We start from the raw sequence: 25,031 nt of genomic DNA, 5'->3' as shown, positions 1-25,031 counted from the left end.
GCGCCGGTCACTGAATCGGGGGAAAGACACCCAATGCCTATCAATCTGAAAATGCCCGCCCTCTCGCCGACGATGGAGGAAGGCACCCTCGCCAAATGGCTGGTCAAGGAAGGCGACACCGTTGCCTCCGGCGACCTGCTGGCAGAGATCGAGACCGACAAGGCAACCATGGAATTCGAAGCGGTGGACGAGGGCGTTATCGCCAAGATCCTGATCCCCGCCGGTACCGACAATGTAAAGGTGGGCGAGGTCATCGCGATCATCGCGGGTGAGGGCGAGGAGGTGGGCGATGCGCCCGCCGCTGCCGCGCCTGCGCCGACCCCGGTTGCCGCGCCCGAAGCGAAGGCAGAGCCTGCACCGGCACCAGCTCCTGCGCCGAGCCCGGCCCCCGCTGCTGCATCGGGCGACGATCGCATCAAGGCGAGCCCGCTTGCCAAGCGCATTGCCGCTGCCAAGGGCATCGATCTTGCGACCATCAAGGGCACGGGTCCGGGTGGACGGATCGTCAAGGCGGATGTCGAGGGCGCCAAGCCGGGACAGGCCGCCGCGCCTGCGCCGCAGGCCGCTTCCGCGCCTGCCGCCAGTGCGCCGACGCCAGCACCCGCTGCCGCGGCTGCCCCGTTCACCACCGATATTCCGCACGAAGCATCCAAGCTCTCGAACATGCGCAAGACGATCGCGCGCCGGTTGACCGAGGCCAAGCAGACGATCCCGCACATCTATCTCACCGTCGATGTCCAGCTCGACAGGCTGCTCAAGCTCCGCGCCGAACTCAACAAGGCGCTCGAGGCGCAGGGCGTGAAGCTCTCGGTCAACGATCTGTTGATCAAGGCGCTTGCCAAGAGCCTGATCCAGGTGCCCAAGTGCAACGTCACCTTCGCGGGCGACCAGCTGATCAGCTACCAACGCGCGGACATTTCGGTTGCGGTCAGCACGCCTGCCGGTCTGATCACGCCGATCATCGTGGGTGCCGAAACCAAGGCGGTGGGCGCAATCTCGACCGAGATGAAGGAACTCGCAAACCGCGCCAAGGACGGCAAGCTGCAGCCACACGAATATCAGGGCGGTACCGCCAGCCTGTCGAACATGGGCATGTTCGGCATCAAGCATTTCGAGGCGGTCATCAACCCGCCCCAGGGCATGATCATGGCCATCGGTGCGGGCGAGAAGCGCCCTTATATTGTCGATGACGCGCTCGGTATTGCAACGGTGATGAGCGCCACCGGCAGCTTCGACCACCGCGCCATCGACGGCGCCGATGGCGCGCAGTTGATGGCCGCATTCAAGGATCTGTGCGAAAACCCGCTGGGGATGCTGGCTTGAGTTGAGCTGTTCGGCACAAGAGCGGCCTTTTAGCCCCTCTCCCCCGGCGGGAGAGGGGTTGGGGAGAGGGGGGCATGCAGGAAACGTCCGAGAAAGGCCAACGCGAGTTTCTTCGAAGGCGCGCTAAAGCCATGCGCAGCGAGCCGACTGATGCGGAACTCAGGCTCTGGCAAATCCTCCGCGGAAAGCGTCTCTCCGGTTACAAAATCAAGCGGCAGGGTCCGATCGACCGCTATATTGCCGATTTCGTGTGTTTCTCCCACAGGCTGATCATCGAAGCCGATGGCTCACAGCACCTGGACAGCGATCATGACCACAAGCGCGATAGCTATTTGCAAAGTCAGGGATTTCAGGTCATGCGCTTCACGAATTACGACATCCTGACGAACGAGGAGGGTGTCAGTGAAATGATTTTGACCGTGCTTCAGGGATTGGAAAATGGCGCAGCCCCCCTCTCCCCAACCCCTCTCCCGCGAGGGGAGAGGGGCTTACTGGGCGATGCGGCTGAGGCAAGCGCATGACCATCCTCACCTTCGTCTTCCGCCGCCTGCTGCTGCCCACCTGTATCTCGACCTTCGCCAGTCGATTCATCTTCACCCTGTTCCAGGAAGGATCGGCGGATCTGGGCGACATGTTCGTCGGTACCGAGGATGCCTATTACACCTTCATCATGGTGTTCGTGGTGCTGCTCTGCATGACCGGCGTCGCCTATGCGCTCGATCGCAGCCGCGCGCCTTCGTGGCTGCGGGTCCCTCTGCTGATCGGCGTCGCGGCGGAAAGCGGCTTCCTGCTCGTTTTGTGGCTGACCGAAGTGGTCGCCTATGCCGAGCTCGCTTATGCGCCCGCGGTCGCGGCAGGCCTGGTCTGGATGCTGTGCAATCTCGACCTGCTGACGCGCGGGCCGAAAAAGATTTCCTCCCCCTCCGATAGCCCGGCTGCGGGCATATCCACTCACTGAAACCGGAAAGAAAGAACCGCCCATGGCTGAAACATTCGACCTCATCGTGCTGGGCTCCGGCCCCGGCGGCTATGTCTCCGCGATCCGCGCGGCGCAGCTGGGCCTGAAGACCGCGATCGTCGAGCGCGAGCGGCTGGGCGGCATCTGCCTCAACTGGGGCTGCATCCCCACCAAGGCGCTGCTGCGCACCTCGGAAATCTTCCATTACATGAGCCATGCCGGGAATTACGGGCTGACCGCCGAGAAGGTGGGCTTCGAGCTCGAGAAGATCGTCGCGCGCAGCCGCGCCGTCTCGGGGCAGCTCAACGCAGGCGTCAAGGGCCTGATGAAGAAGAACAAGATCACCGTGGTCGAAGGCACCGGCAAGCTTACGGCCAAGGGCAGGATGACCGTGACCCAGGGCGATCAGGTGCGCGAGCTCGAGGCCAAGGAGATCATCGTCGCCACCGGTGCGCGCGCACGCGACCTGCCGTTCGCCAAAGCCGATGGCAAGAAGATCTGGACCTATCGCCACGCGATGACCCCGACCGAAATGCCGAGCAAGCTGCTGGTCATCGGCTCGGGCGCGATCGGCGTCGAGTTCGCCAGCTTCTACTCCGACATGGGCGCGGAAGTAACCATCGTCGAGATGCTCGATCGCATTCTGCCGGTCGAAGACGCCGATGTCAGCGCGTTCATGGAAAAGGCGCTGAAGAAGCAGGGCATGAATATCCTCACCGGCGCGGGCGTCGAGGCCCTGACCAGCGACGGTAAGGGCGTCAAGGCGAAGATCAAGACCAAGGACGGCAAGAGCGAGGAGCACAGCTTCAGCCACGCCATCGTCGCGATCGGCATCGTGCCCAATACCGAGGATATCGGGCTGGAGGCGCTCGGCGTCGAGACCAACCGCGGCCATATCGTCGTCGACGGCTTCGGCCAGACCAATGTGCCGGGCATCCGCGCGATCGGCGATGTCACCGGCCCGCCCTGGCTGGCGCACAAGGCGAGCCATGAGGGCATCATCGCGGTCGAACATATCGCGGGCAAGAACCCGCATCCGTTCGAGACCTGGAACATCCCCGGCTGCACCTATTCGCGCCCGCAGGTCGCCAGTGTCGGCCTCACCGAAGCCAAGGCCAAGGAAGCCGGGCACGAGGTCAAGGTCGGCAACTTCCCCTTCATCGGCAACGGCAAGGCGATCGCGCTGGGCGAGGCCGAGGGCTTCATCAAGACGGTGTTCGACGCCAAGACCGGCGAACTGCTCGGCGCGCACATGATCGGCGCGGAAGTGACCGAGCTGATCCAGGGCTATGTCATCGCCCGCCAGCTCGAGACGACCGAGGAAGAGCTGATGCACACGGTGTTCGCACATCCGACGCTGAGCGAGATGATGCACGAGGGCGTGCTGAGCGCCTATGGGCGCGCGCTGCATTTCTGATCGCGGACGGGGCGGCGCGAACCGCCCCGTTTCGCATCAGGCGGCAATTTCCTCGTACAATGCGGCTTCCTTGCCGATCAGGATGTCGGCGAGGAACCAATAGGCCTCGCCCCAGGCTGCCAGCACCTCGTCGGTCGCGCCTTCGCCGATCACGTCGCGGATGGCGGGCAACAGCGCTTCGGCGACATAGGGATAATGTTCGGCCCTGACGCCGCACTCGACATGCCGTGCGACCATGCGCTGGACGACGGGAGTGAGGTTCTGCAGCTTGTCGACATTCTCGGCATAGCCGAGGATCGCGGCAGCAAGACGGCGTGGTTGCTCGCCCGATTCCTGCGCGGCCTGATCGAACATCTGCTTCACCTCCTCGTTGACGAACAGCCGCTCGTACATGCGGCTGGTGATCGCGAGCCCATGCTGCTTGAGCAGCGGGGCAGTGCTCTTGACGATGGCGATGGTGTTCTGGGTAAGCGGCTCGGCCATGATGATCCTCCCGATAAGATGCGTTATGGATGCATCTATACGCGTGCCGAGAAATGATGCAATGGATATGCATGTATTTTGAGGTGAACTGAGATGCGGCTGACTGCGCATACCGATTATGCCCTGCGCATCCTGCTCCACGCCGCGCTGGTCGAGCGCGACGGTGGCGGCCTTTTGTCGATCGCCGAGGTGGCGGCCGACCATGGAATCTCGCGAAACAATGCGATGAAGGTGGTGAACCAACTGGCCCAGGCCGGGCTGTTGGCGACGGTTCGGGGAAGATCAGGCGGCTTTCGGCTCGGCCGGGCGGCAGAGGATATTACATTGGGCGAGGTCGTCCGGCTTACAGAGCCGTGCATCCAGCTCGCCGATTGTGACGGCTGCATCCTGAAAAACCATTGCGGCCTGACGGGCATGCTCCATCAGACGACACAGGCGTTTCTCAAGACGCTCGACAGTCAGACGCTGGCAATGGCGGCGCGGACCTCACGCTTGCCGCAGCGCGTCCTGCTTGCACAATAAGCATCAGGACGGAGAGATATCGTGCTGATGATCTTCGCCTTTATCCGGAATAAACCGCTGCGATAACGCGATAAAATGTGAAGCCATCCGCCATTCTCTGCTGCGGGTACCATTTGCGAGCTGCAAAATAAAAACCAAGAAAAACCATTTATAACATCGAGTGTCCATTTTTATGGACAACAGGTTATGCACAATGTTATAAACAGCCCGTCACGGGTTGTGGCTGGGAGGCCATCCGTCTCCCAATAGGACGTCTGTGTCATGGGTACGGCTATTTTTGCGGTGATCTTCGCCGGCGTGATGATATTTGCAGTGCTCACGGTGTGGCAATCAGTTGCACCTGCCACCGAGCGCATCGCGGCGCTGGCCAATTACGCCCGCCATAATGATGGCCATGATTGGGCCCATGTCTCCTACAGGCCTCACCCGGTTTTCGTGCCCAGCCCGCCGCCCCAATTTGTGCATCATTCAAGCGGGAGCGCTGCGATCGAACAGGTCTCCATCCCCAAATGGCAATCCTGGTGCAAAACCGGCTATGTGGCGCCCGCATCGGTCGCTGCGAAATGGACGACGCATCCTTCGCTCCGGCCGGGCGCGCGTTGCAAAAGCCTCTGGTTGGCAAGGGAGGAGGGCAAGTTGTGCGACATCATGCCCGATAGTCACTCTCGGGTCGCCGAGACGTCGGATTATGCGGTACTGTCGTCACCCCCGCCGCATCTGTCGATCGGCTTTCTGGCTGCGAGAGCCGCTACCTCTGATAGGTTCGGGCAGCGACTCCTGGCTTGAGTCTCAGCCAATCGTGATCCCTACGACCACCCACTTGCCATCCTCCCGATCGAGCGTCACCGTTTCCACCGCTTCGGCCTTGTTCGCGTACACGGTGCGGAACTTGACTACCTCGTAACCGGCGGGCGGGGCGGGAAGGTTCTCCTGCGAGAGCAGCGTGCGCGAGACCGCCTTTCCGTAGCGGGCATGGACCTGTTCAGAGACATCGGTCCAGACCTGCAGCGTGTTGAGCTTGCGGAAGGCGATGCCGGTGGCGGCATAGCTTTCCACCCAATTCCTCGCTTCAACCAGCGCGAGAAAATGGCGCGCGGTATCGACGACCGGCTGGTCGGCGACCTGTTCGCTGCTTTTGCCGGTAGCGTCGGCACTTGCGGTTGTGGCGGTCAGTAGGGGCAGGGCGGCAAAGGCCAGCAGGCCGAAGGCGAGGGTCATGGTCAAAGCTCCAATCATCAGGGCGGAGCGCCGGGCTGGCGCGCCGACGCCGGGTTGCGGCGTGGAGCCCTGATTGCCCGTCGCGGCTCCCGACGCTTCCCCCAATGGCATGTCCCCAAAGCTTTTGGGGGGTAAGGCATCTTCGGCCTGATGCAGCAGGCGCGCTGCCTCGCGGCTGCTCGAGACCGCCATCTTGCGCCGCGCCTCGCGCAGCCGCTCGTTGATCGTGTGAACCGAAAGGTCGAGCTCGCGCGCGATCGACTTGGCGTCATGCCCGCAGACGATCAGCCGCAGCGTCTGCTTTTCCTTCTCGGTCAGCGACCAGAGCGGAGGGGAAGCGGGGTTGCTCATGATCACAGCATTCTAGGCCGCTCACCCCAGGCCAGCCACCCCCAAAAATTTGTAGGGGCAAGACAGCATGCGGTTTTGCTTGCCAGTCCGCGCAACGCGCTGCAATCCATGGCGAAAGTTCGATCAGGCAGCGTCAGCGACCGGCGCGGTGAAAGGGGTTCAGCATGAAGGCACTGACATTGATTTCGGCAACGGCGCTCGCGCTCGGCATGATATCTGCGGCAACCGCGCAGGATGCGCCGCAGCGCACCGTCATTACCGCCGCGAAGATGGTCGATGTCGTCACCGGCAAGGTGACCGAATATCCCGCGATCTTCGTGGAGAACGGCCGCATCACCTCGATCGCCGATGCGCGCACCGTACGCTGGGGGTCGGACGTCGAGCATATCGACCTGTCGGGCAAGACGCTGCTGCCGGGGTTGATCGACATGCATGTGCATCTGGACAGCTCGCCCATTTATGGCGGCTATAACAACCTTCAGTTCACCGATCGCTTCTGGAGCTTCGTCGCCGCGTCGAATGCGCGCGCCATGCTCGAGGCGGGCTTTACGACCGTCCGCAATGTCGGGTCCGAGGGCTATAACGATGTCGCGCTCAAGCAGGCGATTGGCGAAGGCTGGGCGGTGGGCCCGCGCATCGTGCCGGCGGCGCATGCGCTCGGCGCGACCGGCGGGCATTGCGACCAGACCTATCTGCCGCCCTCGTTTGCGGCCAAGTCGCCTGCGGTGGGCGACGGCCCCACCGAGCTGCGCCAGAAGGTGCGCGAGCAGCGCAAATATGGCGCCGAGGTGATCAAGGTTTGCGCCACAGGCGGCGTGTTCTCGCGCAATACCGAGCCGGGCCAGCAGCAGCTGTCCGAAGAGGAACTGCGCGCGATTGCCGATGAGGCGCATCAATGGGGACTTCGCGTCGCGGCGCATGCACATGGCGCAGCGGGCATAAAGGCGGCGATCCGCGCCGGGATCGACACGATCGAACATGCCAGCCTGGTCGATGACGAGGGCATCCGTCTTGCGGCCGAACGCAAGCAACCGGCTTGGTTCTCGATGGATATCTTCAACACCGACTATACCCAGGCTGAGGGCGCGAAGAACGGCGTGATGGAAGACAATCTGCGCAAGGACCGCGAAGTCGCGCAGATCCAGCGCGACAATTTCCGCAAGGCGCATCGCGCGGGCGTGAAGATGGTGTTCGGCAGCGATGCGGGCGTGATGCCGCATGCGACCGCCGGCGGACAGTTCAAGGTCATGGTCGAATATGGCATGACGCCGCTCGAGGCCATCCGCGCCGCCACGGTCAATGCTGCCGAGGCGCTCGGCAAATCGCAGGATGTCGGCGCGATTGCCGTAGGCCGCTTCGCCGATATCGTCGCGGTCGATGGCGATCCGCTGGGCAATGTGCGCGAGCTGGAAAGCGTCGATGCAGTAGTTCAGGGCGGCGTTCGGATTCGCTGAATTTATGCGGCAAATTGCCGCAACATTGGCTGAAATCCGCTTTCGCGCGGGCAGGCGGAGTGCTAATTGCTGCGCACAATCTGCTTTCTGGGGAGAAGAGCATGAGTCTCACTGCGATGATTGCCATGGCCATGACCATGGCTGCTGCGGATCCGGTCGATACCGCCCGCAAGGAGTTCAACGACTGCCTGACCAAGTTCACCAACGAGAGCCTGGACGCGAAAAAGGCACAGTCCGATTTCACCAAGGAATCGGCCTCTGCCTGCTCTGCGGAAAAGACCAAGCTGATCGACCTGATGGTCAAGGCCGAGATGCAATATGGCGGCAAGAAGGCCGAAGCCGAGAGCTATGCCAATGACGAAGCGCAGATGATCATCGACAGCTATGTCGGCAGCTATGGCGATTATCTCGCGAGCAACACTCGGCACGGCAAGCAGTAAGGGCTCTGCGCCCGGTGCGGACGCTCTACCCGCCCATCGAGCCATATGCCAGCGGCATGCTGGATACAGGTGACGGCCACCAGGTCTATTGGGAGCGGGTCGGCACACCGGGCGCCAAGCCTGCGGTATTCCTGCATGGCGGTCCCGGCGGCGGTTGCTCGCCCGACCATCGGCGGCTGTTCGATCCAGCGCTTTATGACGTGCTGCTTTTCGACCAGCGCGGGTGCGGGCGCTCGACGCCCCATGCCGCGCTGCATGCCAACACCACCTGGCACCTCGTCGCCGATATCGAGCGGCTGCGCGAGTTGGTCGGCGTTGCCGACTGGCTGGTGTTCGGCGGGTCCTGGGGATCGACGCTGGCGCTAGCCTATGCGCAAACGCACTCCAGCCGCGTTTCGCAGCTCGTGCTGCGCGGAATCTACATGTGCACGAAGCCCGAGCTCGACTGGTTCTACCAGTTCGGCGTGTCGCAGATGTTTCCGGACAAATGGGAGCGGTTCACCGCGCTGATCCCTGAGGACGAGCGTCACGATATGCTCGCCGCCTATCACCGCAGACTCACCGGTGACGATCCGGAGCTTCAGGTCCGGGCCGCACGTGCCTGGAGCCTGTACGAGGGGGAGACGGTCACGCTGCTTCCCGATCCGAGGCTTACCGAGCAGCATGACGACGGGCATTATGCGCTCGCCTTCGCGCGGATCGAGACCCATTATTTCGTGCATGGCTGCTGGCTCGAGCCCGAGCAGCTGTTGCGCAATGCTGCGAGGTTGAGCGGCATCCCGGGGACGATCGTGCATGGCCGCTACGACATGCCGTGCCCCGCGCATTACGCCTGGGCGCTGCACAAGGCCTTACCGCACATGGATTTCCAGCTGATCGAAGGGGCGGGGCATGCCTATTCCGAGCCCGGCATCCTTGACCAGCTGATTGCAGCGACCGATCGTTACGCAGGCAAGGCCTGAGCGCCCGCCCGCGCCCGATCAGTTGCCGTGCTTGCGCACCAGTTCGCGCATCGCATCGTCGAGCCCTTCGAGCGTCAGCGGATACATGCGGTCCTTCATCAGATCCTTGATCATCCGCACCGATTGCGAATAGCCCCACTGGTTCTCGGGCACCGGGTTGAGCCAGGCTGCAGCGGGATAGGTGTTGACCACGCGGCTCATCCATACCGCGCCGGCCTCGTCGTTGAAATGCTCGACCGACCCGCCCGGATGGCTGATCTCGTACGGGCTCATCGACGCATCGCCGACAAAGATCACCTTATAGTCGTGCCCGTATTTGTGCAGGATGTCCCAGGTGTTGGTCCGCTCGGTAAAGCGGCGGCGGTTGTCCTTCCACACGCCTTCATACAGGCAGTTGTGGAAATAGAAGAATTCGAGATTCTTGAACTCGGTCGTAGCAGCCGAGAACAGCTCCTCGCACAGCTTGATGAAGGGATCCATCGACCCGCCGACATCGAGGAACAGCAGCAGCTTGACCGCATTGTGCCGCTCGGGCCGCATGCGTATGTCGAGCCAGCCCTGGCGGGCGGTGCCGTCGATGGTGCCGTCGATATCGAGCTCGTCGGCCGATCCCTCGCGCGCGAAACGGCGCAGGCGGCGCAGCGCCACCTTGATGTTGCGCGTGCCGAGCTGCCGCGTCGAATCGAGGTTCTGGTACTCGCGCTTTTCCCACACCTTGATCGCACGCTTGTGCTTGCTTTCGCCGCCGATGCGCACGCCTTCGGGATTGTAGCCTGAATTGCCGAACGGGCTGGTGCCGCCGGTGCCGATCCACTTGTTGCCGCCCTGGTGGCGCTTTTCCTGCTCCTCGAGCCGCTTTTTCAGCGTCTCCATGATCTCTTCCCATGACCCGAGCGACTTGATCTTCTCCATCTCTTCTTCGGAGAGGAACTTCTCGGCCACCGCCTTCAGCCAATCCTCGGGAATGGTGGCGCTGTCATTGCCCTGGAAGGTCATCTCCAGGCCTTTGAACACCTTGGCAAAGACCTGGTCGAACCGGTCGAGCAGGCCTTCGTCCTTCACCAGCGTCGCGCGCGAGAGATAATAGAATTCCTCGGGGCTCTGTTCGATGACCTGCGCATTCAGCGCTTCGAGCAGGATGAGATGTTCCTTGAGCGACACCGATATGCCGGCGCTGCGCAATTCGTCCATGAAAGAAAAGAACATCGCGGGTCCCTGCTGCTTTACGTTTCCGTCAGCCTTGGACGATGCCCGCAGTCAGCTCGTCTGGCAAGCGCGAAGCGTCACGGCGCGCGTTTTACCCGGCCTTAACCATAAGCCGTTACGCCATGCCATAACGCCAGTGCAAAGGTCCCTGATGGAGCAGCATCGCATTATTCCGCCAGACAGCGATGCCGTCCAGCAAATGGCGGAAAGCTGCGGCGAATCGGTTATCGGTGCATCGCGGGTCGGCGGGATCGTCTCGGCGGTTCGCGATCGCATGGCGCTGCTCGGCGAAAAGCGATCCTATCTCGAACAGATCGCGCGCAACCTGGCGCAAGAGCAGGAGCAGGTGGTCGTCGCGACCACAAGCGCTCGCGAAATGAGCAAGGCGGCATACCGCAACCTTGCCGAGGGTTCCGATACCATGCAGGTCTCGGCGCTCGAGCTGCACGATCTTATCTCGCTGATCCAGGGCCTCGGGGAAGACGTCAAGCGCTTCGCCCATGCGATGGACGACGTCATCCTGGCCAGCCGGACGATCGATGCAATCGCACGCTCGACCAACATGCTCGCACTCAATGCCGCGATCGAAGCCGAACGCGCTGGCGCCGCTGGCGCGACCTTCGCTGTCGTCGCCGCCGAGGTGAAGAAGCTGGCGCAGGACACGCGTCAGGTCACCGACCGGATCGCCGGGACGATGCATTCGCTCAGCACCGAGGCCGGGCATTTCATGGCGCAGGTCGAACGGGGTGTCGAACAGAGCCGCAGCGCGCAGCGGCATCTGGAAACGATCGACGTCACCATTCGCCAGGCCGGCAACATGATGCGCGAAGTCGCCGCCAAGGCGGATGCAATCGCGGATTCGAGCACCGGCGTTCGATCCGACACGGGCGAACTGTGCGACAATCTGTTCGTGTTCATGGAAGACGTCGCCGGGTGCAGCAACCAGCTCGACGACGCGCTCAGCCAGAGCAACGCGCTCGAAGGTCTGTCCAATGTTGTCTTCAACCAGCTGCTCCACACCGGGCTGTCGCACCGCGACAACCCGTTCGTCGAGCTGGCGGTTGCGACAGGCGACGAGATCAGGGACCTTATCGAGGCAGCGATCGATGGCGGTCAGATTACCGAGGCGGATGTCTTCGACCGAGATTATCGCCCGCGCGGCGAGCCTGGTCTCAACCGTTTCGACAATCGGTTCAACGACTTTGCCGACGCACGCATCCGGCCGATCCTCGACCGCTTCTGGGGCCAGAACAACCATGCCTATGGTGCGGTGATATCGAACGAGGATGGCTATCTGCCGACGCATATCAGCGAGCGTTCGCACCAACCCACGGGCGATCACCAGCACGATGCCGCACATTGCCGCAACCGGATGATCGTGCTCGATCACACCACCCGGGGCGCCATCGCGCACAAGCATGACCGCTATTATGCGGCCGTCTATCGGTTCGAACCCACGGCCAGCGACGGCTGCATCCTGCGCAACATCTTCGTGCCCTTGTGGATCAAGGGCCGCTATTGGGGCAATTTCGAGCTGGCCTATATCCGCTGAACCCTGAACTACCGCCAGCGCGGTTTCATCTCGCCGCATTTGGCGCAGTTGGGAACATGAGGGCGCTCGTCATCGAGCGACAGGCATGGCAGAATTCCCGGCATGATCAGTCTCTTCGCGCTCGCCTTGCCCTTGCCATCTGCAGCGACGGTACCGCCGCCGCCGATCGTCATCGCGCCCTCGCCAGCGCCTGCTCGCGCGGCGCTGCTTTCCTGGACTCCAGGGCACGTGAACTGCAGCGGCACGGCTGCGAGCGTTGTTCGGATCGAGCGGCCCTGGCTTCAGAGGGTCTACCCCAACAACGCCAAATACGCGCCTGTCAGCTTCGCATTCGACATAGACGCCAGCGGCAGGCCCCTGGCCATTCGCAAGGGAGATGCGGCCACCCCTTATGGAATTGCGGATGATCTCGGCCCGGCGCTGGCCGCGACGCGCTTCAGACCCGGCCAGCCGAAAAAGGGCTGCGCGATCGTCTTTTCCCCCGAACTGATGCCAATCGATGATGCGCCGCTATCGGCCCTGATGGCCTATTCCGCCAATCCGGTCTCCGGTCCGCTCCCTCCCGAGGCCTGGAAACGGATTTTTGCAACCGGAACGTGCAAGGGCGATTCGGTGGCAGGCTTGCGCAACCGGGCGTTTCCGAATTTCCGCGCGATCCCTGCCGAACCTGGCGTGCGCGACTGGTCGATGGTGGGCTATGACGTCGGACAAAGCGGAGCCTCGATCAATGTCGAGACGCTTGCCAGTTCGGGTAACTCCGCGCTTGACGAAGCCAGCCGGGCAGCCACAACCGAGACGCGATACTGGTCCGGTGCCTTCACGGGGTGCCGATTCTCTTACTGGCGCTCCGCCGGCACGCTGCCTGCGCCACCGGCACCAGAAGAGGACGCGTTCCGGCCTGCCGGTGCTACCTGTCCGGAGCGTCGCGAGTGGGCAACGCCGCCTGTGTTGCGCTTTCCCGAACCCTATCGTCGCAGGGCGATCGAGGGTTGGGCGGTGGTGACCTATGATGTCGCGCCCTGGGGCGAAATCAACAACATCCAGGTCAAGGCCAGCCAGCCGAGCGCAGATTTCGGTGCCCAAGCCGTCACAGTGTTGCGTTCTGCAAGGGTCAAACCGGGGCCAGGCGCAGTCGGCTGTGTCGAGCGGGTGCGGTTCGTGATGGAATCGGACCAGGCCGAAACCGCACCCTGACGAAGGTCCGAGGATCAGCTGTTGCGGCGCGCCATGAAGGCGAGGCGCTCGAACAGCATCACGTCCTGCTCGTTCTTGAGCAGCGCGCCGTGCAGCGGCGGTATCGCCTTGCTGGGGTCACGCGACTGCAGCACCTCGAGCGGCATGTCCTCGTGCAGCAGCAGCTTCAGCCAGTCGAGCAGCTCGCTGGTCGAGGGCTTCTTCTTGAGGCCGGGCACCTCGCGCACGTCGTAGAAGATTTCGAGCGCCTTCTGCACCAGGATCTTCTGGATGCCGGGGAAGTGCACATCGATGATCGCCTGCATCGTCTCGCGATCGGGGAACTTGATATAGTGGAAGAAGCAACGGCGCAGGAAGGCGTCGGGCAGTTCCTTCTCATTGTTCGAGGTGATGACGACGATCGGGCGTTCCTGTGCCTTCACCAGTTCCTTGGTCTCGTAGACGTAGAATTCCATGCGATCGAGTTCCTGCAACAGGTCGTTGGGGAACTCGATATCGGCCTTGTCAATCTCGTCGATCAGCAGCACCGGCAGCTGGGGCGAGGTGAACGCCTCCCACAGCTTGCCCTTCTTGATATAGTTGGCGATGTCGTGGACGCGCTCGTCGCCGAGCTGGCCGTCGCGCAGGCGCGCGACTGCGTCATATTCGTACAGGCCCTGCTGCGCCTTGGTGGTCGACTTGATATTCCACTCGATCAGCGGGGCGTTGGCGGCAGCGGCGATCTGGTGTGCCAGCACGGTCTTGCCGGTGCCCGGTTCGCCCTTGACCAGCAGCGGGCGGCGCAGCGCAACCGCGGCGTTGACCGCCACCTTCAGGTCATCGGTTGCCACATAGTCGCTGGTGCCTTCAAAACGCATGAGCCTCGCCTTCCTGCCGCTATTAACTGTGCGTTTAAGCGATAAGGGGCTTGGGCGGGCTTGGCAAGCCGCGACAGCAATTTGGCTTTACGTTTACGTTTGCGTCACTCTGACGTTGAGGGTGCCTGGAATCAGGCCGTCAGAGTCCGTCCTGCTGACGGCGCGCTTCGGCGCGATCGGCGAGCATGTCCCAGAAGCTGCGGTGCTGCACCAGCATCTGCGATGCCCCGAAACCCATCGCACGGCCAATGGAACGATCGCTCCCGACTACGGCTGCGAGATCGAGCGTCTCCTCGCGCGAGGGCAGGGTGGATGGGCGCGGTTCGAGGCCAGTCCGCTGGGCGATGACGTCGAGCACGTCACGGATGATATGCCAATCGAGCACCAGGGCAAAGGCCGCACCCAGCGCGCAACCCTGCCGGTCCGACTGGGACAGCGCATTGAGCGCGCCGCGCAGGTTGATGATCGCTGGCGTGCACTTGTCCTGACCCGGCGTGCTGGTAATGGGGCCGGCGGCCACGGTGAGCTTGGTGAGCAGCGCGCGCTCGCCGACAAAGGCCTCGCACGCGCGCGCGAGCCATTTGCCGACCTGCGGATCGGCGCTGCGCGTTGCGGCATAATCGATCAGGCCTGGATAACGGCCATGGAGCAGACAGAGGAAATGCGCGGCATCGGCCAGGTCCATGGGCCGCGCCGGGGCGACTCGATCCGCTAGACGCGCGACAAACACATGGGTGTCGCTCATGCCCAGAGCGAGCGCGGCTTCCAGCGAGCGCGGCGGAGCCGCCTCGGGCTGGGCGCGATCAAAGGCTCCTGGCTGGATAAACGACACGCGTTCAAGGCTCCGCTGGCTCGAGGCAAAGGTGTGGCAGGCAGACGCGCGGTCTGCCCCCACGCCCGCCTTCTAGCGCATCGTCCTAAAGAGAAGGTTTACAAGGACGGCGCCGGTGCGGCGACGCGGTGCTGTTCGTCGAGGAATTGCGCCACGTCGTCGAGTTCGACATCATGCGCGACGAAGGTGCTGCCGATCCCGTGCAGCAGCAGGAAGGGCAGGGTGCCACCCGACATCTTCTTGTCGTGGCGCATATGGTCGACCAGCGCATTGCCATCTGCGGTGACACCAGCATCGGCAAGCGTCACCGGCATGGCGCAGGCTGCCAGATGCGCTGCGACCCGGTCAGCGTCGCGCGTTTCGCAAAGGCCGCGCCGCGCCGAATAGCGCAGCGCCAGAACCATTCCGACACCGACAGCCTCGCCATGCAGCAGCCGCTCGCCAAAGCCGGTATCGGCCTCGAGCGCATGGCCGAAGGTGTGACCCAGATTGAGCAGCGCGCGCCGGTCCTTCGTCTCGCGCTCGTCTTCGCCGACGATCCGCGCCTTCGCCGCAACCGAGGTGACGATCGCATGTTCCAGCGCAGCGGCATCCTGCGCCAGCACAGCCTCGCCGTTGGCCTCGCACCAGTCGAAAAACGGCGCATCGTCAATCAGCCCGTATTTGACGACCTCGGCATAGCCGGCGCGCATCTCGCGCGGCGGCAGGGTGGCAAGCACCTGCGGGTCGATCAGCACGAATCTGGGCTGGTGGAAGGTGCCGACCAGGTTCTTGCCCGCCGTGGTGTTGATCGCGGTCTTGCCGCCGACCGAGCTGTCGACCTGCGCGAGCAAGGTTGTCGGCACCTGAACGAAATCGCAGCCGCGCTTGACGATCGAGGCGGCAAAGCCGGTCAGGTCGCCGATCATCCCGCCGCCCAGTGCAAAGATGGTGTCGCTGCGCTCCACGCCCATGGCGAGCAGCCAGTCGATCAGGCGCACCAGTTCCGACCAGCTCTTGCTCGCTTCGCCCGCCGGAACGATATGCAGATGCGCTTCGACGCCGGCGCTGGCGAGCTGCGCCTCGACGCGCGGCCAGTGATGTGCGGCGACATGGGAATCGCTGATCCACAGCGTCCGCCCGCGGCGCGTCCATGGTGCGATATGCCCAGCGATCTGGGCAAGCGCACCGGCCTCCACCAGAATGTCATAGCTGCGCTGGCCCAGCGCGATATTCAGCCGTGCCATCGGGCCAGTCCTTCCAATATTGCGGTAACGGTGCGGTGGTGCGGCCCATCCTTGCTGCGCACATTGATCTGTGCCTCCGCATAGATGGGGTTGCGCTGTTCGGCCAGGCGGGTGAGCACCTCGGCCGGATTGCCGTTGCGCAGCAGCGGCCGGGTATTGCGCCGGCTGACGCGCTCGACCAGCGTGCGAATATCGGCATCGAGCCAGATCGCGATGGCACCCGACAGGATCAGCGCGCGGGTCTCCTCGTTCATGAACGCGCCTCCGCCGGTGGCGATCACGCGCGGTTGTCCGTCGATCAGCCTTGAAATCACCCGGCGTTCGCCATCGCGGAAATAGGGCTCGCCGAACCGTTCGAAAATCTCCGCGATGGTCATGTGCGCGGCCTTCTCGATCTCCTCGTCGGCATCGACAAAGCCGATGCCCAGATCGTTCGCCAGCCGCTTGCCGACCGTCGACTTTCCCACGCCCATCAACCCCACCAGCACCAGCGGCCGGTCGAGCCATCGCATGATATCCCCGGCCAGCCGCGCAGGGTCTGATTTTCGGTTCTGCAGCATTGCCGCGCAGCCTATAAATAGGCTAGGCGGTGGCGCAAGTTATCTTGACTTGGACGGAGAATATCCTGGCTATGGCCATTATCGGACAGAATTACGGACGGCGCAGGCGGCCCAAGGGCCCGATCATTCTGGTGGTGATCGCCGTTGCCCTGATCGGTCTGCTGGCTCTGGCCTGGTCGCGCGGTGGCGAAGTGCCGACCCAGCGCGTCGAAAAGTCGATCCCGCTGCCTGCTGCGGCCAAGAGCGGAGCCGCTGCCGGCTCCTCCCAGTCCGAGGGCTGATTTCATGCGGCGGGGGATGGTTTTGGGCTGTGTCAGCCTGCTGGCGCTGGCGTTCGTGTCCGCGCCGGTGATCGGGCAGAACGAGGCGCCGGAATCGCTGCTTCCGCCCGGTTTCAACGATCCCGCGCCCGCGCCCTCGCAGTCCGAGCCGCCGCCTCCGGCAGAGCCGGGCCGCGCTGCTCCGATAGCCCCCGGCACGGCGGTGCCGCTGCCGACAACGCCGCTGCCTTCGATTGCCGGCCAGGATGCACCGACTGACGAGGAACTGAGCGAAGAGCTCGCCAAACTGCAGGAAGAACTGGAGGCGCAGATCGCGCTGACCCAGTCGCTGCCCCCGAGCGCGCGGCGCTCGCTCGACCTTATCGGACCGCTGACCCAGGCCAATGGCGGGTTTGCGGCCTCCTCGCTGGGCAATATCGGTGGTCTTTATGCGCAGACGCTGGTGCGCCGGACCAGCGGGCGCATCGTGTCTCGCTGGGCCTCGCTCGGGCTGCAGAAGCTTCTGCTGAGCGAACTTGCGACGCCCCAGGGCCTCAATGGCGCCAACTGGGCCGCCGAACGCGCGGCGCTGCTGCTGCGCATCGGGTCCGCCGATGGCGCGGTGCGCATGGTGCAGGCGATTGATCCGCCCGCCGCGACGCCGCGCCTGCTCAATGTCGCGCTCGACAGCTATGTCGCGTCGGCCGATCCGCTCGGCATGTGCCCGCTGCTGCCCTTTGCCGGAGAGACCGCCAAGGGCAACCAGTGGCAGCTGATCCGCGCGATGTGTTCGGGCTTTTCGGGCGAGGGCAGCGCGGCGCGCGAACAGATCGACCGGGCGCGACGCCAGGGGGCGATGGACCGCATCGACGTGGTGCTCGCCGAGAAAATCGTCGGCGCGAGCCTCAACGGCAGGCGCGCGGTCACGGTGCAATGGGACGATGTCGATCAACTCACCCGCTGGCGCTTTGGCCTGGCGCTGACCGCCGGGATCGAGCCGCCCGAAACGCTCTATGCACGCGCGGATCGCAACTTCCAGGCCTGGCGCGCCCGCGCGCCGATGGCGCCGCTCGCCTCGCGCGTGCAGGCTGCCGATGTCGCAGCGGCGATGGGCATGCTGTCGAGCGCCGATATGGTCGATCTCTATGGCGCGACCTTCGACGATCCGGGCACCGACGAGGCGCTGCGCGATCGCATGGCGCTGCTGCGCACCGCCTATGTCGCAACCGACGCCGATGACCGCGTGCGGGCGATGCGCGCGCTCTGGGACCGTTCGGAGAACGCCTTCGTCCGCTATTCGGCGCATATCCTGACCGCACATGCAGCCGCGCGTGTCGCGCCTTCCGATGATCTCGCCGGTTATGCCGATGATCTCATCGTTTCGATGGTGTCGGCAGGATTCGATACCAGTGCGGCGCGCTGGCGGTCGGTGGTGGAAGACGGGAGCCTCGGCTGGGCGGTGCTCGCGGTCGCGGTTCCGGGACGCGCGCAGGTCGCCGCGTCCGAGGTCAGCAGCTTCTTCGACAATGACCAGAGCAATGAGGCGCGCAAGAGCGCGTTTCTCGTCGCGGGCCTGGCCGGATTGGGACGGCTGAGCAGTGCTGACCGCGATTCGCTCGCAGAGGACCTGGGCATCGGTTTCGGCGGCGAAACCCGCTGGACCCGCGCGATTGCTGCTGCCGCCGCTGAAGGCAATGACGGGCTGGTAACGCTGCTGGTCGGTCTTGGCATGCAGGGCAATGACTGGTCGGCGATGACGCCGCGTCAGCTCTATCACGTCGTGGCAGCGCTGCGCACGGTGGGGCGCCAGGCCGAAGCGCGGATGATCGCAGCCGAAGCCGTCAGCCGCGCCTGATCCGTGGGCAGCGACGACGCCCGCCTGATCGACCGTTTCCTGGAAATGATGGCGGCGGAGCGCGGCGCTTCGGCCAACACGGTGGCGGCCTATCGCCGTGATCTCGAACAGGCGTCCGAAATTCTGGGCGGTCGCCTTGCTCGGGCCGACGAGAGTGCGCGTGCAACGCTCGATCGTCACTGGCGCTCACTCGCGGCCAGCAGCCTGGCACGCAAGAGCTCGTCGCTGCGCGGCTTCTTCGCCTTCCTGGAAGACGAGGGGCTGGGCGGGGAGACCCGGAACGCGCAGGCCATGCTGGCGCGGCCCAGGGTGCAGCGTCCGCTTCCGAAGATCCTGAGCCATGAAGAGATCGCGCGACTGTTCGCGCTTGCCGAGGAGCGCGCTGCGGCTCCCGAAGCGCGCGCTGCCGACATTCGCCTGCTCGCCCTGCTGGAACTGCTTTACGGTTCGGGATTGCGCGCGAGCGAGCTGGTCGGCCTGCCGCGCAGCGCGGCGCTCGCCGGACGCCCGCTGCTGGCGATCACCGGCAAGGGGGGCAAGCAGCGGCTGGTGCCGATATCGGGGCGCGCGCGCGAAGCGCTGCAGCGCTGGTTGGCGGTGCCATCTTCCAATCCGCGCTGGCTGTTTCCTTCGCGCACCGGGCATATCAGCCGCATCCGCCTTTATCAGCTGATCAAGGAATTTGCCGCCAGCGCCGGCATCGATCCCGCGCGTGTCAGTCCGCATGTGCTGCGCCACGCCTTTGCCACGCATCTGCTCGAAGGCGGCGCGGATCTCAGGGCCTTGCAGACCTTGCTGGGCCATGCCGATATCGCGACGACGCAGATATACACCCATGTCGACAGCCGCCGCCTGGTCGAGCTGGTCAACCGCCGCCATCCGCTCGCGCAGATGAATCTTGCCGAGCGGCGGCGGCAGGGCTAGGCGATTGCGTCATGAGCATGACAAGCTATCTGGAATTCGAAAAGCCGATCGCCGCGCTCGATGCGCGCATCGCCGAGCTTCGTGAAACCGCCGATACCGGCGAGATCGATATCGAGAGCGAGATCGAACGGCTTGCCGCCAAGTCGCGCAAGCTGCTGGCCTCGACCTATGCGGGCCTGACCCCTTGGCAGAAGACTCAGGTCGCCCGCCATCCGGCGCGGCCGCATTTCAAGCATTATGTCGCGGGCATGTTCGACGATTTCCTGCCGCTGGCGGGCGACCGGGCTTTTGCCGACGACAAGGCGATCATGGGGGGATTCGCCCGGATGGGCGAGCAGCGCGTGGTCGTGATCGGCCATGAAAAGGGCGACACTACCGAAAGCCGCATCCGGCACAATTTCGGCATGGGCAAGCCCGAAGGCTATCGCAAGGCGATCCGCCTGATGGACCTGGCCGACCGGTTCGGCCTGCCGGTGGTGACACTGGTCGATACATCGGGTGCGTTTCCCGGTGTTCAGGCCGAAGAGCGCGGCCAGGCCGAAGCGATCGCGCGCTCGACCGAGCGCTGCCTGACGCTTGGCGTGCCGATGGTTGCGGCGATCGTCGGCGAGGGCGGTTCGGGCGGCGCGGTCGCGCTGGCCTCGGCCGAACGCGTTCTGATGTTCGAACATGCCGTCTATTCGGTGATCTCGCCTGAAGGTTGCGCCTCGATTCTGTGGCGCACCGCCGATCGCGCAGCCGACGCTGCCGAGGCCATGCAGGTGACGGCGGCGGACCTCAAGCGGCTCAACGTCATCGATCGCATCGTCAAGGAGCCGGTCGGCGGCGCGCACCGCGACCAGTCGGCGGCGATCGGCGAATTGGGCAAGGCTATCCGCGAAGAGCTGGAAGGCCTCAAGAAGCTCAGCCCCGCAGAGCTCAAGGCTGCGCGCGAGGCGCGGTTCCTGGCCATCGGTTCGCTTTGACCGACACGTAAAATCGTCGCAACCGCTTTGCTGCCGCCTCGTTGTGCGGGCATCGCCATTTGATCCTGCGCGTGCCTGGCGGCATGATGCGCATCAACTGGCATGGCCGGAGACGATAAGGGAGAGCAATATGGCGGCACGGTTCAAGCATCTGGCAATCATGGCGGCGGCTGGTGCTGGCACCATGGCGCTCATCGGCCAGTCCGTCGCGCCCCGGGCGGAAGCGCTGGCGATGCAGGCCCAGGCGATCACCGCGCAGGAAAAGCGCCAGGGTGCCGAAGTGCACCCCAAGCTGCTCGAGGAATTCGGCGGCGCCTATCAGGTCCCGCAGACCAGCTATGTCGTGCAGGTGGGCAAGGGCATCGCCGTGCAGTCGGGTCTCGGCAATGCCCGCGACGATTTCACGGTTACCCTGCTCAACAGCCCGGTGAACAACGCCTTCGCAATTCCCGGCGGCTATGTCTATGTGACCCGCCAGCTGATGGCGCTGATGAACGACGAGGCCGAGCTGGCCGGGGTTCTGGGCCATGAAGTAGGCCATGTCGCCGCGCGCCATTCCGAAAAACGCCAGAAGGCGGCGCAGCGCAACAGCATTATCGGCCTGCTGGGGCAAATCGGCGCTGCGGTGCTGCTCGGCGATGGCGCCGCGGGCCAGATCGGCCAGCAGATATTCGGCACCGGATCGCAGCTGCTGACGCTCAAATATTCGCGCAAGCAGGAAGAGGAGGCCGATGATCTCGGCGTGCGCTATCTGGCCCAGGCGGGCTATGATCCGCAGGCATTGTCTTCGATGCTAGCTTCGCTCGCGGCGCAGCAGGCGATCGACGTGCGTTCGCAGGGCGGCGATGCCCGTTCGGTGCCCGAATGGGCCAGCACCCATCCCGATCCGGCGCGCCGTGTGAACCGCGCGGCTACGGTGGCGCAGAAGTTCAGCGGCAGCACGCGCAATCGCGACGTGTTCCTCACCCGGCTCGACGGGCTGCTCTATGGCGACGACCCGAAACAGGGTGTCGTGCAGGGCCGTGAGTTCCTGCATCCCGAACTTGGGCTGAAGTTCGCCGTGCCGCAGGGCTTTGCCATGCAGAACGGCACAAGCGCGGTGACGATCAACGGCCAATCTGCTCAGGCGCAGTTCACGCTGGGCCAGTATTCGGGCGACCTTTCGCGCTATGTCGATCAGGCCTTTGCGGGGCTTGGCGGGAACAATCAGCGAATCAATTACGGGCAAATCCAGCGGACGACGGTCAACGGCATCCCCGCCGCCTATGCGACCGCGCGCGTCAATGCCAACCGGCAACTCGTCGATGTCACGGTGTTCGCCTATGCCTTTGCCAACAACCGCGCCTATCATTTCGTGGCGCTGACCCCGGCTGGCCGCGCCGATGTGTTTGCGCCGATGTTCCAGAGCGTGCAGCGGCTGGCGGGCGCCGAGGCGGCGCAGATCAGGCCGCGGCGGGTGCGGGTGGTCACTGTGGTGCGCGGCGACACCGTGCAGCGCCTGGCAGCGCGCATGGCCTATGATGATTTGAAGGTCGAGCGCTTCCTCGCGCTCAACGGCCTGTCCGGCAATGCGGCGCTGGCGCCCGGGCAGAAGGTCAAGCTCGTGACGTATTGAGGGCACAAAAAAGGGCGGCATTGCTGCCGCCCTCTCTTTTCGATTGAGCGAGGGCTCAGGTACCGCTGCCGGTGCCGGTGCCGCTGCCGCTGCCGCCAGCCGACTGGGTGGTCAGCTTCGTGCTGACGGTGTTGAAGGTGTTCGACAGGTTGGTGCCCAGCGAGCTCATGGCGGTGATCGCGGCCACGGCGATCAGAGCGGCGATCAGGCCGTATTCGATGGCGGTTGCGCCCTTCTTGTCGGCGAAAAGATTGCGAATGGTCTTCATGTCAGGTCTCCTGTTCGAGGTCTTCACTTCCCCGTCCGATCTGGCAAACTGCGATTGGACGGTTTCGGGGTAGATCAAAAAGCTTTCCATTTTCCTAAGAGCGGCGGGGTTGTCTGAAATTCCGACACTCACTGTTGCTTCGGGACGATCTTCTCCTCGACAAAATCCCACATCGCGATGGTCTTGCTGGCCATCGAGTTCATCGAAACGATGATGGCAATGCCGATAAGGGCCACGATCAGGCCATATTCGATTGCGGTTGCGCCGCGCTTTGATCTGGCCAAGAGAGTCAGAAAGTGCAGCATGGTGCTTCCGTGAAATGGCCGGGGTCCCGTCTGCCCCCCTGGCAATTTTGCAAATTCGACTTACCAAAAAGTTAAGGCGCGCCGATCCGATGGAAAATTATCCGACACTCTTCCCCGTTGTGGCGGGGCTCATGCTCGATGCCGAGGGCCGCATTCTGGTGCAGCAGCGCCCCGAAGGAACCGCGATGGCGGGGCTATGGGAGTTCCCCGGCGGCAAGATCGAGCCAGGCGAGACGCCGGAACACGCCCTGGCGCGCGAACTCGGCGAGGAGCTGGGCGTCGTGATTGCACCAGACGATTGCGAGCCGATGACCTTTGCCAGCGCCTCGCTCGGCCAGCGTCACCTGATTCTGCTGCTGTTCCGGTGTCGCAACTGGGTGGGAGAGCCGGAGGCACTGCACGCCACCGCCTTGCGATGGGCGACGGTGGACGAATTGTACCAGTTGCCGATGCCGCCTGCCGACCTTCCGCTGCTCGCCATCATCGCGCAATCGCTGGGCTCGCAACCTGTCCGGGCATGATTTTTCGAAATGGCAGAAAAAGGTGTTGCCAAGCTGATCACTGCTGACTATTGGCAGCCCTCCAACGCGCCCGTAGCTCAGCTGGATAGAGCATCAGACTACGAATCTGAGGGTCGGACGTTCGAATCGTTCCGGGCGCGCCATTTTCTCAATGACTTAGCGGGAAAATGCAGGGGTAGGGCAGGGCCCTCCCCGATCGCGGTAATCACCGGGTAATCACGGGCCGCTTGGCCACCCCTTCCACCATTGCTATATCCGCCCCCGGCAGATGCACTGCCAGACGCTCAGGCGTCGAAGGTGTCGCGGCTATGCAGGGGATGAACCGGGGCGGGGCAAAGCAACCGCTTCCGGTTTCATCTCCCCTTCGACCTCTCCCCGATCGCTGATACCATCACCAGGCAGGCCAAGGGCAATGGAAGCCCCTGCATTGTCGGCGGAAGGGGCTGGGGTGCTGCGCGCTGCCAGCCCCTTTTGCATAGGTGCTCTATGCCCTATGGATATCACCATGCCGTCGACCCCCAAGATCTTCAGAGGATGGCGGTTTGCGGTGGACCGAACTGGCAGCAACCGCCTTGTCGTCCTATTCGGCCCCATAGCCATCAAGTTCGCCCGATCTCTCCATGGCCGCAAAGCCTGCCTACTCGAGCGCGCCATATGGGCTCACTACGGCGGCAAACCCGGCAATGGCGAGTTGCTATGCCCGATCCTCTGGAGCGATCGCCATGGCCGCTGCGTGGTCATGCGGATTGCTGAGCCTATTCCGGCCCATAGGGAGGCAGAGTGGGCGGCCCGGTGCAGCGCTTGGCATTATTCGCCTGGCAACGGCAACCTTGGCGATCCAAGCGAGCGGTGCCTGTCCAACTGGGGCCTGATCGACGGTCGTATCGTTATGATCGACTATGGGAACGTTAAGCCAGAATAAGCCCCGCCAAGCGCCATCGCCGCGCGTCCGCTGTCTCACAGCCTTCCGGCATCTCGACGCTCTGTGCGCCCTCTCCGTGCCCCTGTGCGAGGATATTCACGGGTCCTAGGTCTGGCATGGCGATTGCGTATGCGCTTGGTGACCGCGAATTCTCGCTCGGGTGTCATGCGCGGGCCTCCGCATAGTTTGAACATGCAGTTTTGATCGGGTCTTGATCGGGGGGCGATAGGGGGTTGATCGATAGCGGGTCGCGCTCACTGCGAATATTCGCAGTGGGGTGGCGCGCTCAGGCTCACTGTAAGAATTTACAGTGACGACAGGCGCGGGGTTCATACTGTCGTTCAGCGACAGTATCGACGGTGCGCTGTATCTGCGGAACTTCCGCAGATGGCCGGGGCTCATACTTGCAACGTTTCAAGTATCGCGGGCGCGCTCTATCTGTCCTTCGATGACAGATGGCCTTGGGCACATACTGGCAACCGCTACCAGTATGGCCGGGGCTCTATCTGTCCAATTTTGACAGATGCTTGGTCGCGAATCCCGTTTGTGCTATGGCTGGCCATGGTGTGGTGACCATCTGAACTCAGGGTCTCGCCATGCCCATTTGCCTCGATCCGACTGCGCCGCGCCATCTGCCGCGCCGCAAAGATCCATCCCTTGCCGATACCGACTATGTCGCTGGTTATCAGACAGCCGTGGCGCGCTTCCGGCGCGTGTTCGGCCATCCTGCCAGCGTCGGGAATGAGCGCCAGGCGGTGCAGCTTCTGGCCAATGGCGTCCCTGCCGATGAGGCGATTTTCCACCTCTCCCAAATGGCGCCAGCCGCCTGATCGAAAGGATT

28 protein-coding genes and 1 tRNA gene are annotated in these 25,031 nt (G+C 63.7%); 20 read left to right on the top strand and 9 right to left on the bottom strand.

The window, feature by feature from the left end; translation table 11 throughout:
• Window positions 1-33 precede the first annotated feature (33 nt).
• The 4 genes from OPU69_RS13505 (at window position 34) to lpdA (ending at window position 3,698) form a co-directional block, all read left to right on the top strand.
• The gene (locus OPU69_RS13505) at window positions 34-1,323 is read left to right on the top strand and encodes a pyruvate dehydrogenase complex dihydrolipoamide acetyltransferase (protein ID WP_498511735.1); all 1,290 of its coding nucleotides are present in this window, start codon (window positions 34-36) and stop codon (window positions 1,321-1,323) included.
• A gap of 74 nt (window positions 1,324-1,397) precedes the next feature.
• Window positions 1,398-1,844: an endonuclease domain-containing protein gene (locus OPU69_RS13500; protein ID WP_498511733.1), complete on the top strand. Its 447-nt coding sequence runs from the start codon at window positions 1,398-1,400 to the stop codon at window positions 1,842-1,844.
• On the top strand, window positions 1,841-2,281 hold the full coding sequence (locus tag OPU69_RS13495) for a hypothetical protein (RefSeq protein ID WP_498511731.1): 441 nt from the start codon (window positions 1,841-1,843) through the stop codon (window positions 2,279-2,281). The genes OPU69_RS13500 and OPU69_RS13495 overlap by 4 nt, the downstream gene beginning before the upstream one ends.
• Before the next feature lie 22 nt (window positions 2,282-2,303).
• Complete coding sequence (gene lpdA / locus OPU69_RS13490) at window positions 2,304-3,698, top strand: dihydrolipoyl dehydrogenase (RefSeq protein WP_498511729.1); 1,395 nt, start codon at window positions 2,304-2,306, stop codon at window positions 3,696-3,698.
• 36 nt (window positions 3,699-3,734) lie between these two features.
• Here lpdA and OPU69_RS13485 read toward each other — a convergent pair whose 3' ends face one another.
• Complete coding sequence (locus tag OPU69_RS13485) at window positions 3,735-4,181, bottom strand: globin domain-containing protein (protein ID WP_060976994.1); 447 nt, start codon at window positions 4,179-4,181, stop codon at window positions 3,735-3,737.
• A 93-nt stretch (window positions 4,182-4,274) separates the two neighbouring features.
• On the opposite strand from OPU69_RS13485, the gene OPU69_RS13480 reads away from it, so the two are divergent.
• The gene (locus OPU69_RS13480; RefSeq protein WP_498511727.1) at window positions 4,275-4,703 is read left to right on the top strand and encodes an RrF2 family transcriptional regulator; all 429 of its coding nucleotides are present in this window, start codon (window positions 4,275-4,277) and stop codon (window positions 4,701-4,703) included.
• A 261-nt stretch (window positions 4,704-4,964) separates the two neighbouring features.
• Window positions 4,965-5,489, top strand: a complete 525-nt coding sequence (locus tag OPU69_RS13475) for a hypothetical protein (RefSeq protein ID WP_498511725.1) — start codon at window positions 4,965-4,967, stop codon at window positions 5,487-5,489.
• A 3-nt stretch (window positions 5,490-5,492) separates the two neighbouring features.
• Here the strand turns inward: OPU69_RS13475 and OPU69_RS13470 are convergent, their stop codons facing one another.
• Window positions 5,493-6,272 (bottom strand): helix-turn-helix domain-containing protein, encoded by a 780-nt coding sequence (locus OPU69_RS13470; RefSeq protein ID WP_060976997.1) that lies wholly within the window; start codon window positions 6,270-6,272, stop codon window positions 5,493-5,495.
• Window positions 6,273-6,436: 164 nt separating this feature from the next.
• Between OPU69_RS13470 and OPU69_RS13465 the strand changes: the two genes are divergently transcribed.
• The 3 genes from OPU69_RS13465 (at window position 6,437) to pip (ending at window position 9,128) form a co-directional block, all read left to right on the top strand.
• Window positions 6,437-7,726, top strand: coding sequence for a Xaa-Pro dipeptidase (locus OPU69_RS13465; RefSeq protein ID WP_498511723.1), 1,290 nt, complete (start codon window positions 6,437-6,439; stop codon window positions 7,724-7,726).
• A 101-nt stretch (window positions 7,727-7,827) separates the two neighbouring features.
• Window positions 7,828-8,166 (top strand): hypothetical protein, encoded by a 339-nt coding sequence (locus tag OPU69_RS13460; RefSeq protein ID WP_066110902.1) that lies wholly within the window; start codon window positions 7,828-7,830, stop codon window positions 8,164-8,166.
• A gap of 14 nt (window positions 8,167-8,180) precedes the next feature.
• Window positions 8,181-9,128 (top strand): prolyl aminopeptidase, encoded by a 948-nt coding sequence (gene pip / locus OPU69_RS13455; RefSeq protein WP_081096955.1) that lies wholly within the window; start codon window positions 8,181-8,183, stop codon window positions 9,126-9,128.
• Window positions 9,129-9,146: 18 nt separating this feature from the next.
• On the opposite strand, the gene OPU69_RS13450 is transcribed toward pip, so the two are convergent.
• A complete protein-coding gene (locus tag OPU69_RS13450) occupies window positions 9,147-10,334 on the bottom strand; it encodes a vWA domain-containing protein (RefSeq protein ID WP_060977000.1) in 1,188 nt (395 codons plus the stop codon).
• Window positions 10,335-10,485: 151 nt separating this feature from the next.
• On the opposite strand from OPU69_RS13450, the gene OPU69_RS13445 reads away from it, so the two are divergent.
• On the top strand, window positions 10,486-11,886 hold the full coding sequence (locus tag OPU69_RS13445) for a methyl-accepting chemotaxis protein (RefSeq protein ID WP_060977001.1): 1,401 nt from the start codon (window positions 10,486-10,488) through the stop codon (window positions 11,884-11,886).
• Window positions 11,887-11,988: 102 nt separating this feature from the next.
• Window positions 11,989-13,080, top strand: a complete 1,092-nt coding sequence (locus OPU69_RS13440) for an energy transducer TonB (RefSeq protein ID WP_498511719.1) — start codon at window positions 11,989-11,991, stop codon at window positions 13,078-13,080.
• Window positions 13,081-13,094: 14 nt separating this feature from the next.
• Here the strand turns inward: OPU69_RS13440 and OPU69_RS13435 are convergent, their stop codons facing one another.
• The 4 genes from OPU69_RS13435 to OPU69_RS13420 form a co-directional block, all read right to left on the bottom strand.
• Window positions 13,095-13,937, bottom strand: a complete 843-nt coding sequence (locus tag OPU69_RS13435) for an AAA family ATPase (RefSeq protein ID WP_060977003.1) — start codon at window positions 13,935-13,937, stop codon at window positions 13,095-13,097.
• 139 nt (window positions 13,938-14,076) lie between these two features.
• Window positions 14,077-14,769, bottom strand: a complete 693-nt coding sequence (locus tag OPU69_RS13430) for a DUF6975 family protein (protein WP_498511717.1) — start codon at window positions 14,767-14,769, stop codon at window positions 14,077-14,079.
• A 98-nt stretch (window positions 14,770-14,867) separates the two neighbouring features.
• The gene (gene aroB / locus OPU69_RS13425; RefSeq protein ID WP_498511715.1) at window positions 14,868-15,995 is read right to left on the bottom strand and encodes a 3-dehydroquinate synthase; all 1,128 of its coding nucleotides are present in this window, start codon (window positions 15,993-15,995) and stop codon (window positions 14,868-14,870) included.
• Entirely contained in the window at window positions 15,983-16,555 is a 573-nt protein-coding gene (locus OPU69_RS13420; RefSeq protein WP_498511713.1) for a shikimate kinase, read from the bottom strand. Before OPU69_RS13420 ends, aroB begins: the two co-directional genes overlap by 13 nt.
• Window positions 16,556-16,626: 71 nt before the next feature.
• Between OPU69_RS13420 and OPU69_RS13415 the strand changes: the two genes are divergently transcribed.
• The 5 genes from OPU69_RS13415 (at window position 16,627) to OPU69_RS13395 (ending at window position 22,174) form a co-directional block, all read left to right on the top strand.
• Window positions 16,627-16,836 (top strand): hypothetical protein, encoded by a 210-nt coding sequence (locus tag OPU69_RS13415; RefSeq protein WP_060977005.1) that lies wholly within the window; start codon window positions 16,627-16,629, stop codon window positions 16,834-16,836.
• 4 nt (window positions 16,837-16,840) lie between these two features.
• Window positions 16,841-18,670 (top strand): hypothetical protein, encoded by a 1,830-nt coding sequence (locus OPU69_RS13410; RefSeq protein ID WP_498511711.1) that lies wholly within the window; start codon window positions 16,841-16,843, stop codon window positions 18,668-18,670.
• Between the two features lie 3 nt (window positions 18,671-18,673).
• Window positions 18,674-19,594: a tyrosine recombinase gene (locus tag OPU69_RS13405; protein WP_498511709.1), complete on the top strand. Its 921-nt coding sequence runs from the start codon at window positions 18,674-18,676 to the stop codon at window positions 19,592-19,594.
• A 17-nt stretch (window positions 19,595-19,611) separates the two neighbouring features.
• A complete protein-coding gene (locus OPU69_RS13400) occupies window positions 19,612-20,559 on the top strand; it encodes an acetyl-CoA carboxylase carboxyltransferase subunit alpha (protein WP_498511916.1) in 948 nt (315 codons plus the stop codon).
• A 130-nt stretch (window positions 20,560-20,689) separates the two neighbouring features.
• Entirely contained in the window at window positions 20,690-22,174 is a 1,485-nt protein-coding gene (locus OPU69_RS13395; protein ID WP_498511707.1) for a M48 family metalloprotease, read from the top strand.
• Between the two features lie 55 nt (window positions 22,175-22,229).
• On the opposite strand, the gene OPU69_RS13390 is transcribed toward OPU69_RS13395, so the two are convergent.
• Together OPU69_RS13390 and OPU69_RS13385 are read right to left on the bottom strand one after the other, a co-directional pair.
• Window positions 22,230-22,442 carry a Flp family type IVb pilin gene (locus tag OPU69_RS13390; protein ID WP_498511705.1) on the bottom strand — a complete coding sequence of 71 codons (213 nt, stop codon included), beginning with the start codon at window positions 22,440-22,442 and terminating at the stop codon, window positions 22,230-22,232.
• A gap of 128 nt (window positions 22,443-22,570) precedes the next feature.
• Window positions 22,571-22,747: a Flp family type IVb pilin gene (locus OPU69_RS13385; RefSeq protein ID WP_498511703.1), complete on the bottom strand. Its 177-nt coding sequence runs from the start codon at window positions 22,745-22,747 to the stop codon at window positions 22,571-22,573.
• A gap of 89 nt (window positions 22,748-22,836) precedes the next feature.
• Here OPU69_RS13385 and OPU69_RS13380 point away from each other — a divergent pair, with 89 nt between their 5' ends.
• From OPU69_RS13380 to OPU69_RS13365, 4 genes are all read left to right on the top strand, one after another.
• Entirely contained in the window at window positions 22,837-23,268 is a 432-nt protein-coding gene (locus OPU69_RS13380; RefSeq protein ID WP_498511701.1) for a (deoxy)nucleoside triphosphate pyrophosphohydrolase, read from the top strand.
• Between the two features lie 66 nt (window positions 23,269-23,334).
• Window positions 23,335-23,411 (top strand) — tRNA-Arg (locus OPU69_RS13375).
• Between the two features lie 350 nt (window positions 23,412-23,761).
• Entirely contained in the window at window positions 23,762-24,190 is a 429-nt protein-coding gene (locus OPU69_RS13370) for a hypothetical protein (RefSeq protein WP_498511699.1), read from the top strand.
• Window positions 24,191-24,786: 596 nt separating this feature from the next.
• The gene (locus tag OPU69_RS13365; protein WP_498511698.1) at window positions 24,787-25,020 is read left to right on the top strand and encodes a hypothetical protein; all 234 of its coding nucleotides are present in this window, start codon (window positions 24,787-24,789) and stop codon (window positions 25,018-25,020) included.
• Window positions 25,021-25,031 lie beyond the last annotated feature (11 nt).

Source organism: Blastomonas sp. 34TW (genome assembly GCF_059803595.1).
This window is presented reverse-complemented; position numbering and strand designations above follow the sequence as displayed.

Bases quoted from the DNA above. Each gene is read 5' to 3' on its own strand.
- OPU69_RS13485 (WP_060976994.1), bottom strand. From the start codon at position 4,181: ATGGCCGAGCCGCTTACCCAGAACACCATCGCCATCGTCAAGAGCACT.
- OPU69_RS13380 (WP_498511701.1), top strand. From the start codon at position 22,837: ATGGAAAATTATCCGACACTCTTCCCCGTTGTGGCGGGGCTCATGCTC.
- OPU69_RS13395 (WP_498511707.1), top strand. From the start codon at position 20,690: ATGGCGGCACGGTTCAAGCATCTGGCAATCATGGCGGCGGCTGGTGCT.
- OPU69_RS13460 (WP_066110902.1), top strand. From the start codon at position 7,828: ATGAGTCTCACTGCGATGATTGCCATGGCCATGACCATGGCTGCTGCG.
- OPU69_RS13440 (WP_498511719.1), top strand. From the start codon at position 11,989: ATGATCAGTCTCTTCGCGCTCGCCTTGCCCTTGCCATCTGCAGCGACG.
- lpdA (WP_498511729.1), top strand. From the start codon at position 2,304: ATGGCTGAAACATTCGACCTCATCGTGCTGGGCTCCGGCCCCGGCGGC.
- OPU69_RS13495 (WP_498511731.1), top strand. From the start codon at position 1,841: ATGACCATCCTCACCTTCGTCTTCCGCCGCCTGCTGCTGCCCACCTGT.
- aroB (WP_498511715.1), bottom strand. From the start codon at position 15,995: ATGGCACGGCTGAATATCGCGCTGGGCCAGCGCAGCTATGACATTCTG.
- OPU69_RS13435 (WP_060977003.1), bottom strand. From the start codon at position 13,937: ATGCGTTTTGAAGGCACCAGCGACTATGTGGCAACCGATGACCTGAAG.
- OPU69_RS13450 (WP_060977000.1), bottom strand. From the start codon at position 10,334: ATGTTCTTTTCTTTCATGGACGAATTGCGCAGCGCCGGCATATCGGTG.
- OPU69_RS13410 (WP_498511711.1), top strand. From the start codon at position 16,841: ATGCGGCGGGGGATGGTTTTGGGCTGTGTCAGCCTGCTGGCGCTGGCG.
- OPU69_RS13445 (WP_060977001.1), top strand. From the start codon at position 10,486: ATGGAGCAGCATCGCATTATTCCGCCAGACAGCGATGCCGTCCAGCAA.
- OPU69_RS13420 (WP_498511713.1), bottom strand. From the start codon at position 16,555: ATGCTGCAGAACCGAAAATCAGACCCTGCGCGGCTGGCCGGGGATATC.
- OPU69_RS13480 (WP_498511727.1), top strand. From the start codon at position 4,275: ATGCGGCTGACTGCGCATACCGATTATGCCCTGCGCATCCTGCTCCAC.
- OPU69_RS13465 (WP_498511723.1), top strand. From the start codon at position 6,437: ATGAAGGCACTGACATTGATTTCGGCAACGGCGCTCGCGCTCGGCATG.
- OPU69_RS13385 (WP_498511703.1), bottom strand. From the start codon at position 22,747: ATGCTGCACTTTCTGACTCTCTTGGCCAGATCAAAGCGCGGCGCAACC.
- OPU69_RS13370 (WP_498511699.1), top strand. From the start codon at position 23,762: ATGGATATCACCATGCCGTCGACCCCCAAGATCTTCAGAGGATGGCGG.
- OPU69_RS13505 (WP_498511735.1), top strand. From the start codon at position 34: ATGCCTATCAATCTGAAAATGCCCGCCCTCTCGCCGACGATGGAGGAA.
- OPU69_RS13500 (WP_498511733.1), top strand. From the start codon at position 1,398: ATGCAGGAAACGTCCGAGAAAGGCCAACGCGAGTTTCTTCGAAGGCGC.
- OPU69_RS13400 (WP_498511916.1), top strand. From the start codon at position 19,612: ATGACAAGCTATCTGGAATTCGAAAAGCCGATCGCCGCGCTCGATGCG.
- OPU69_RS13390 (WP_498511705.1), bottom strand. From the start codon at position 22,442: ATGAAGACCATTCGCAATCTTTTCGCCGACAAGAAGGGCGCAACCGCC.
- OPU69_RS13470 (WP_060976997.1), bottom strand. From the start codon at position 6,272: ATGAGCAACCCCGCTTCCCCTCCGCTCTGGTCGCTGACCGAGAAGGAA.
- OPU69_RS13415 (WP_060977005.1), top strand. From the start codon at position 16,627: ATGGCCATTATCGGACAGAATTACGGACGGCGCAGGCGGCCCAAGGGC.
- OPU69_RS13365 (WP_498511698.1), top strand. From the start codon at position 24,787: ATGCCCATTTGCCTCGATCCGACTGCGCCGCGCCATCTGCCGCGCCGC.
- OPU69_RS13475 (WP_498511725.1), top strand. From the start codon at position 4,965: ATGGGTACGGCTATTTTTGCGGTGATCTTCGCCGGCGTGATGATATTT.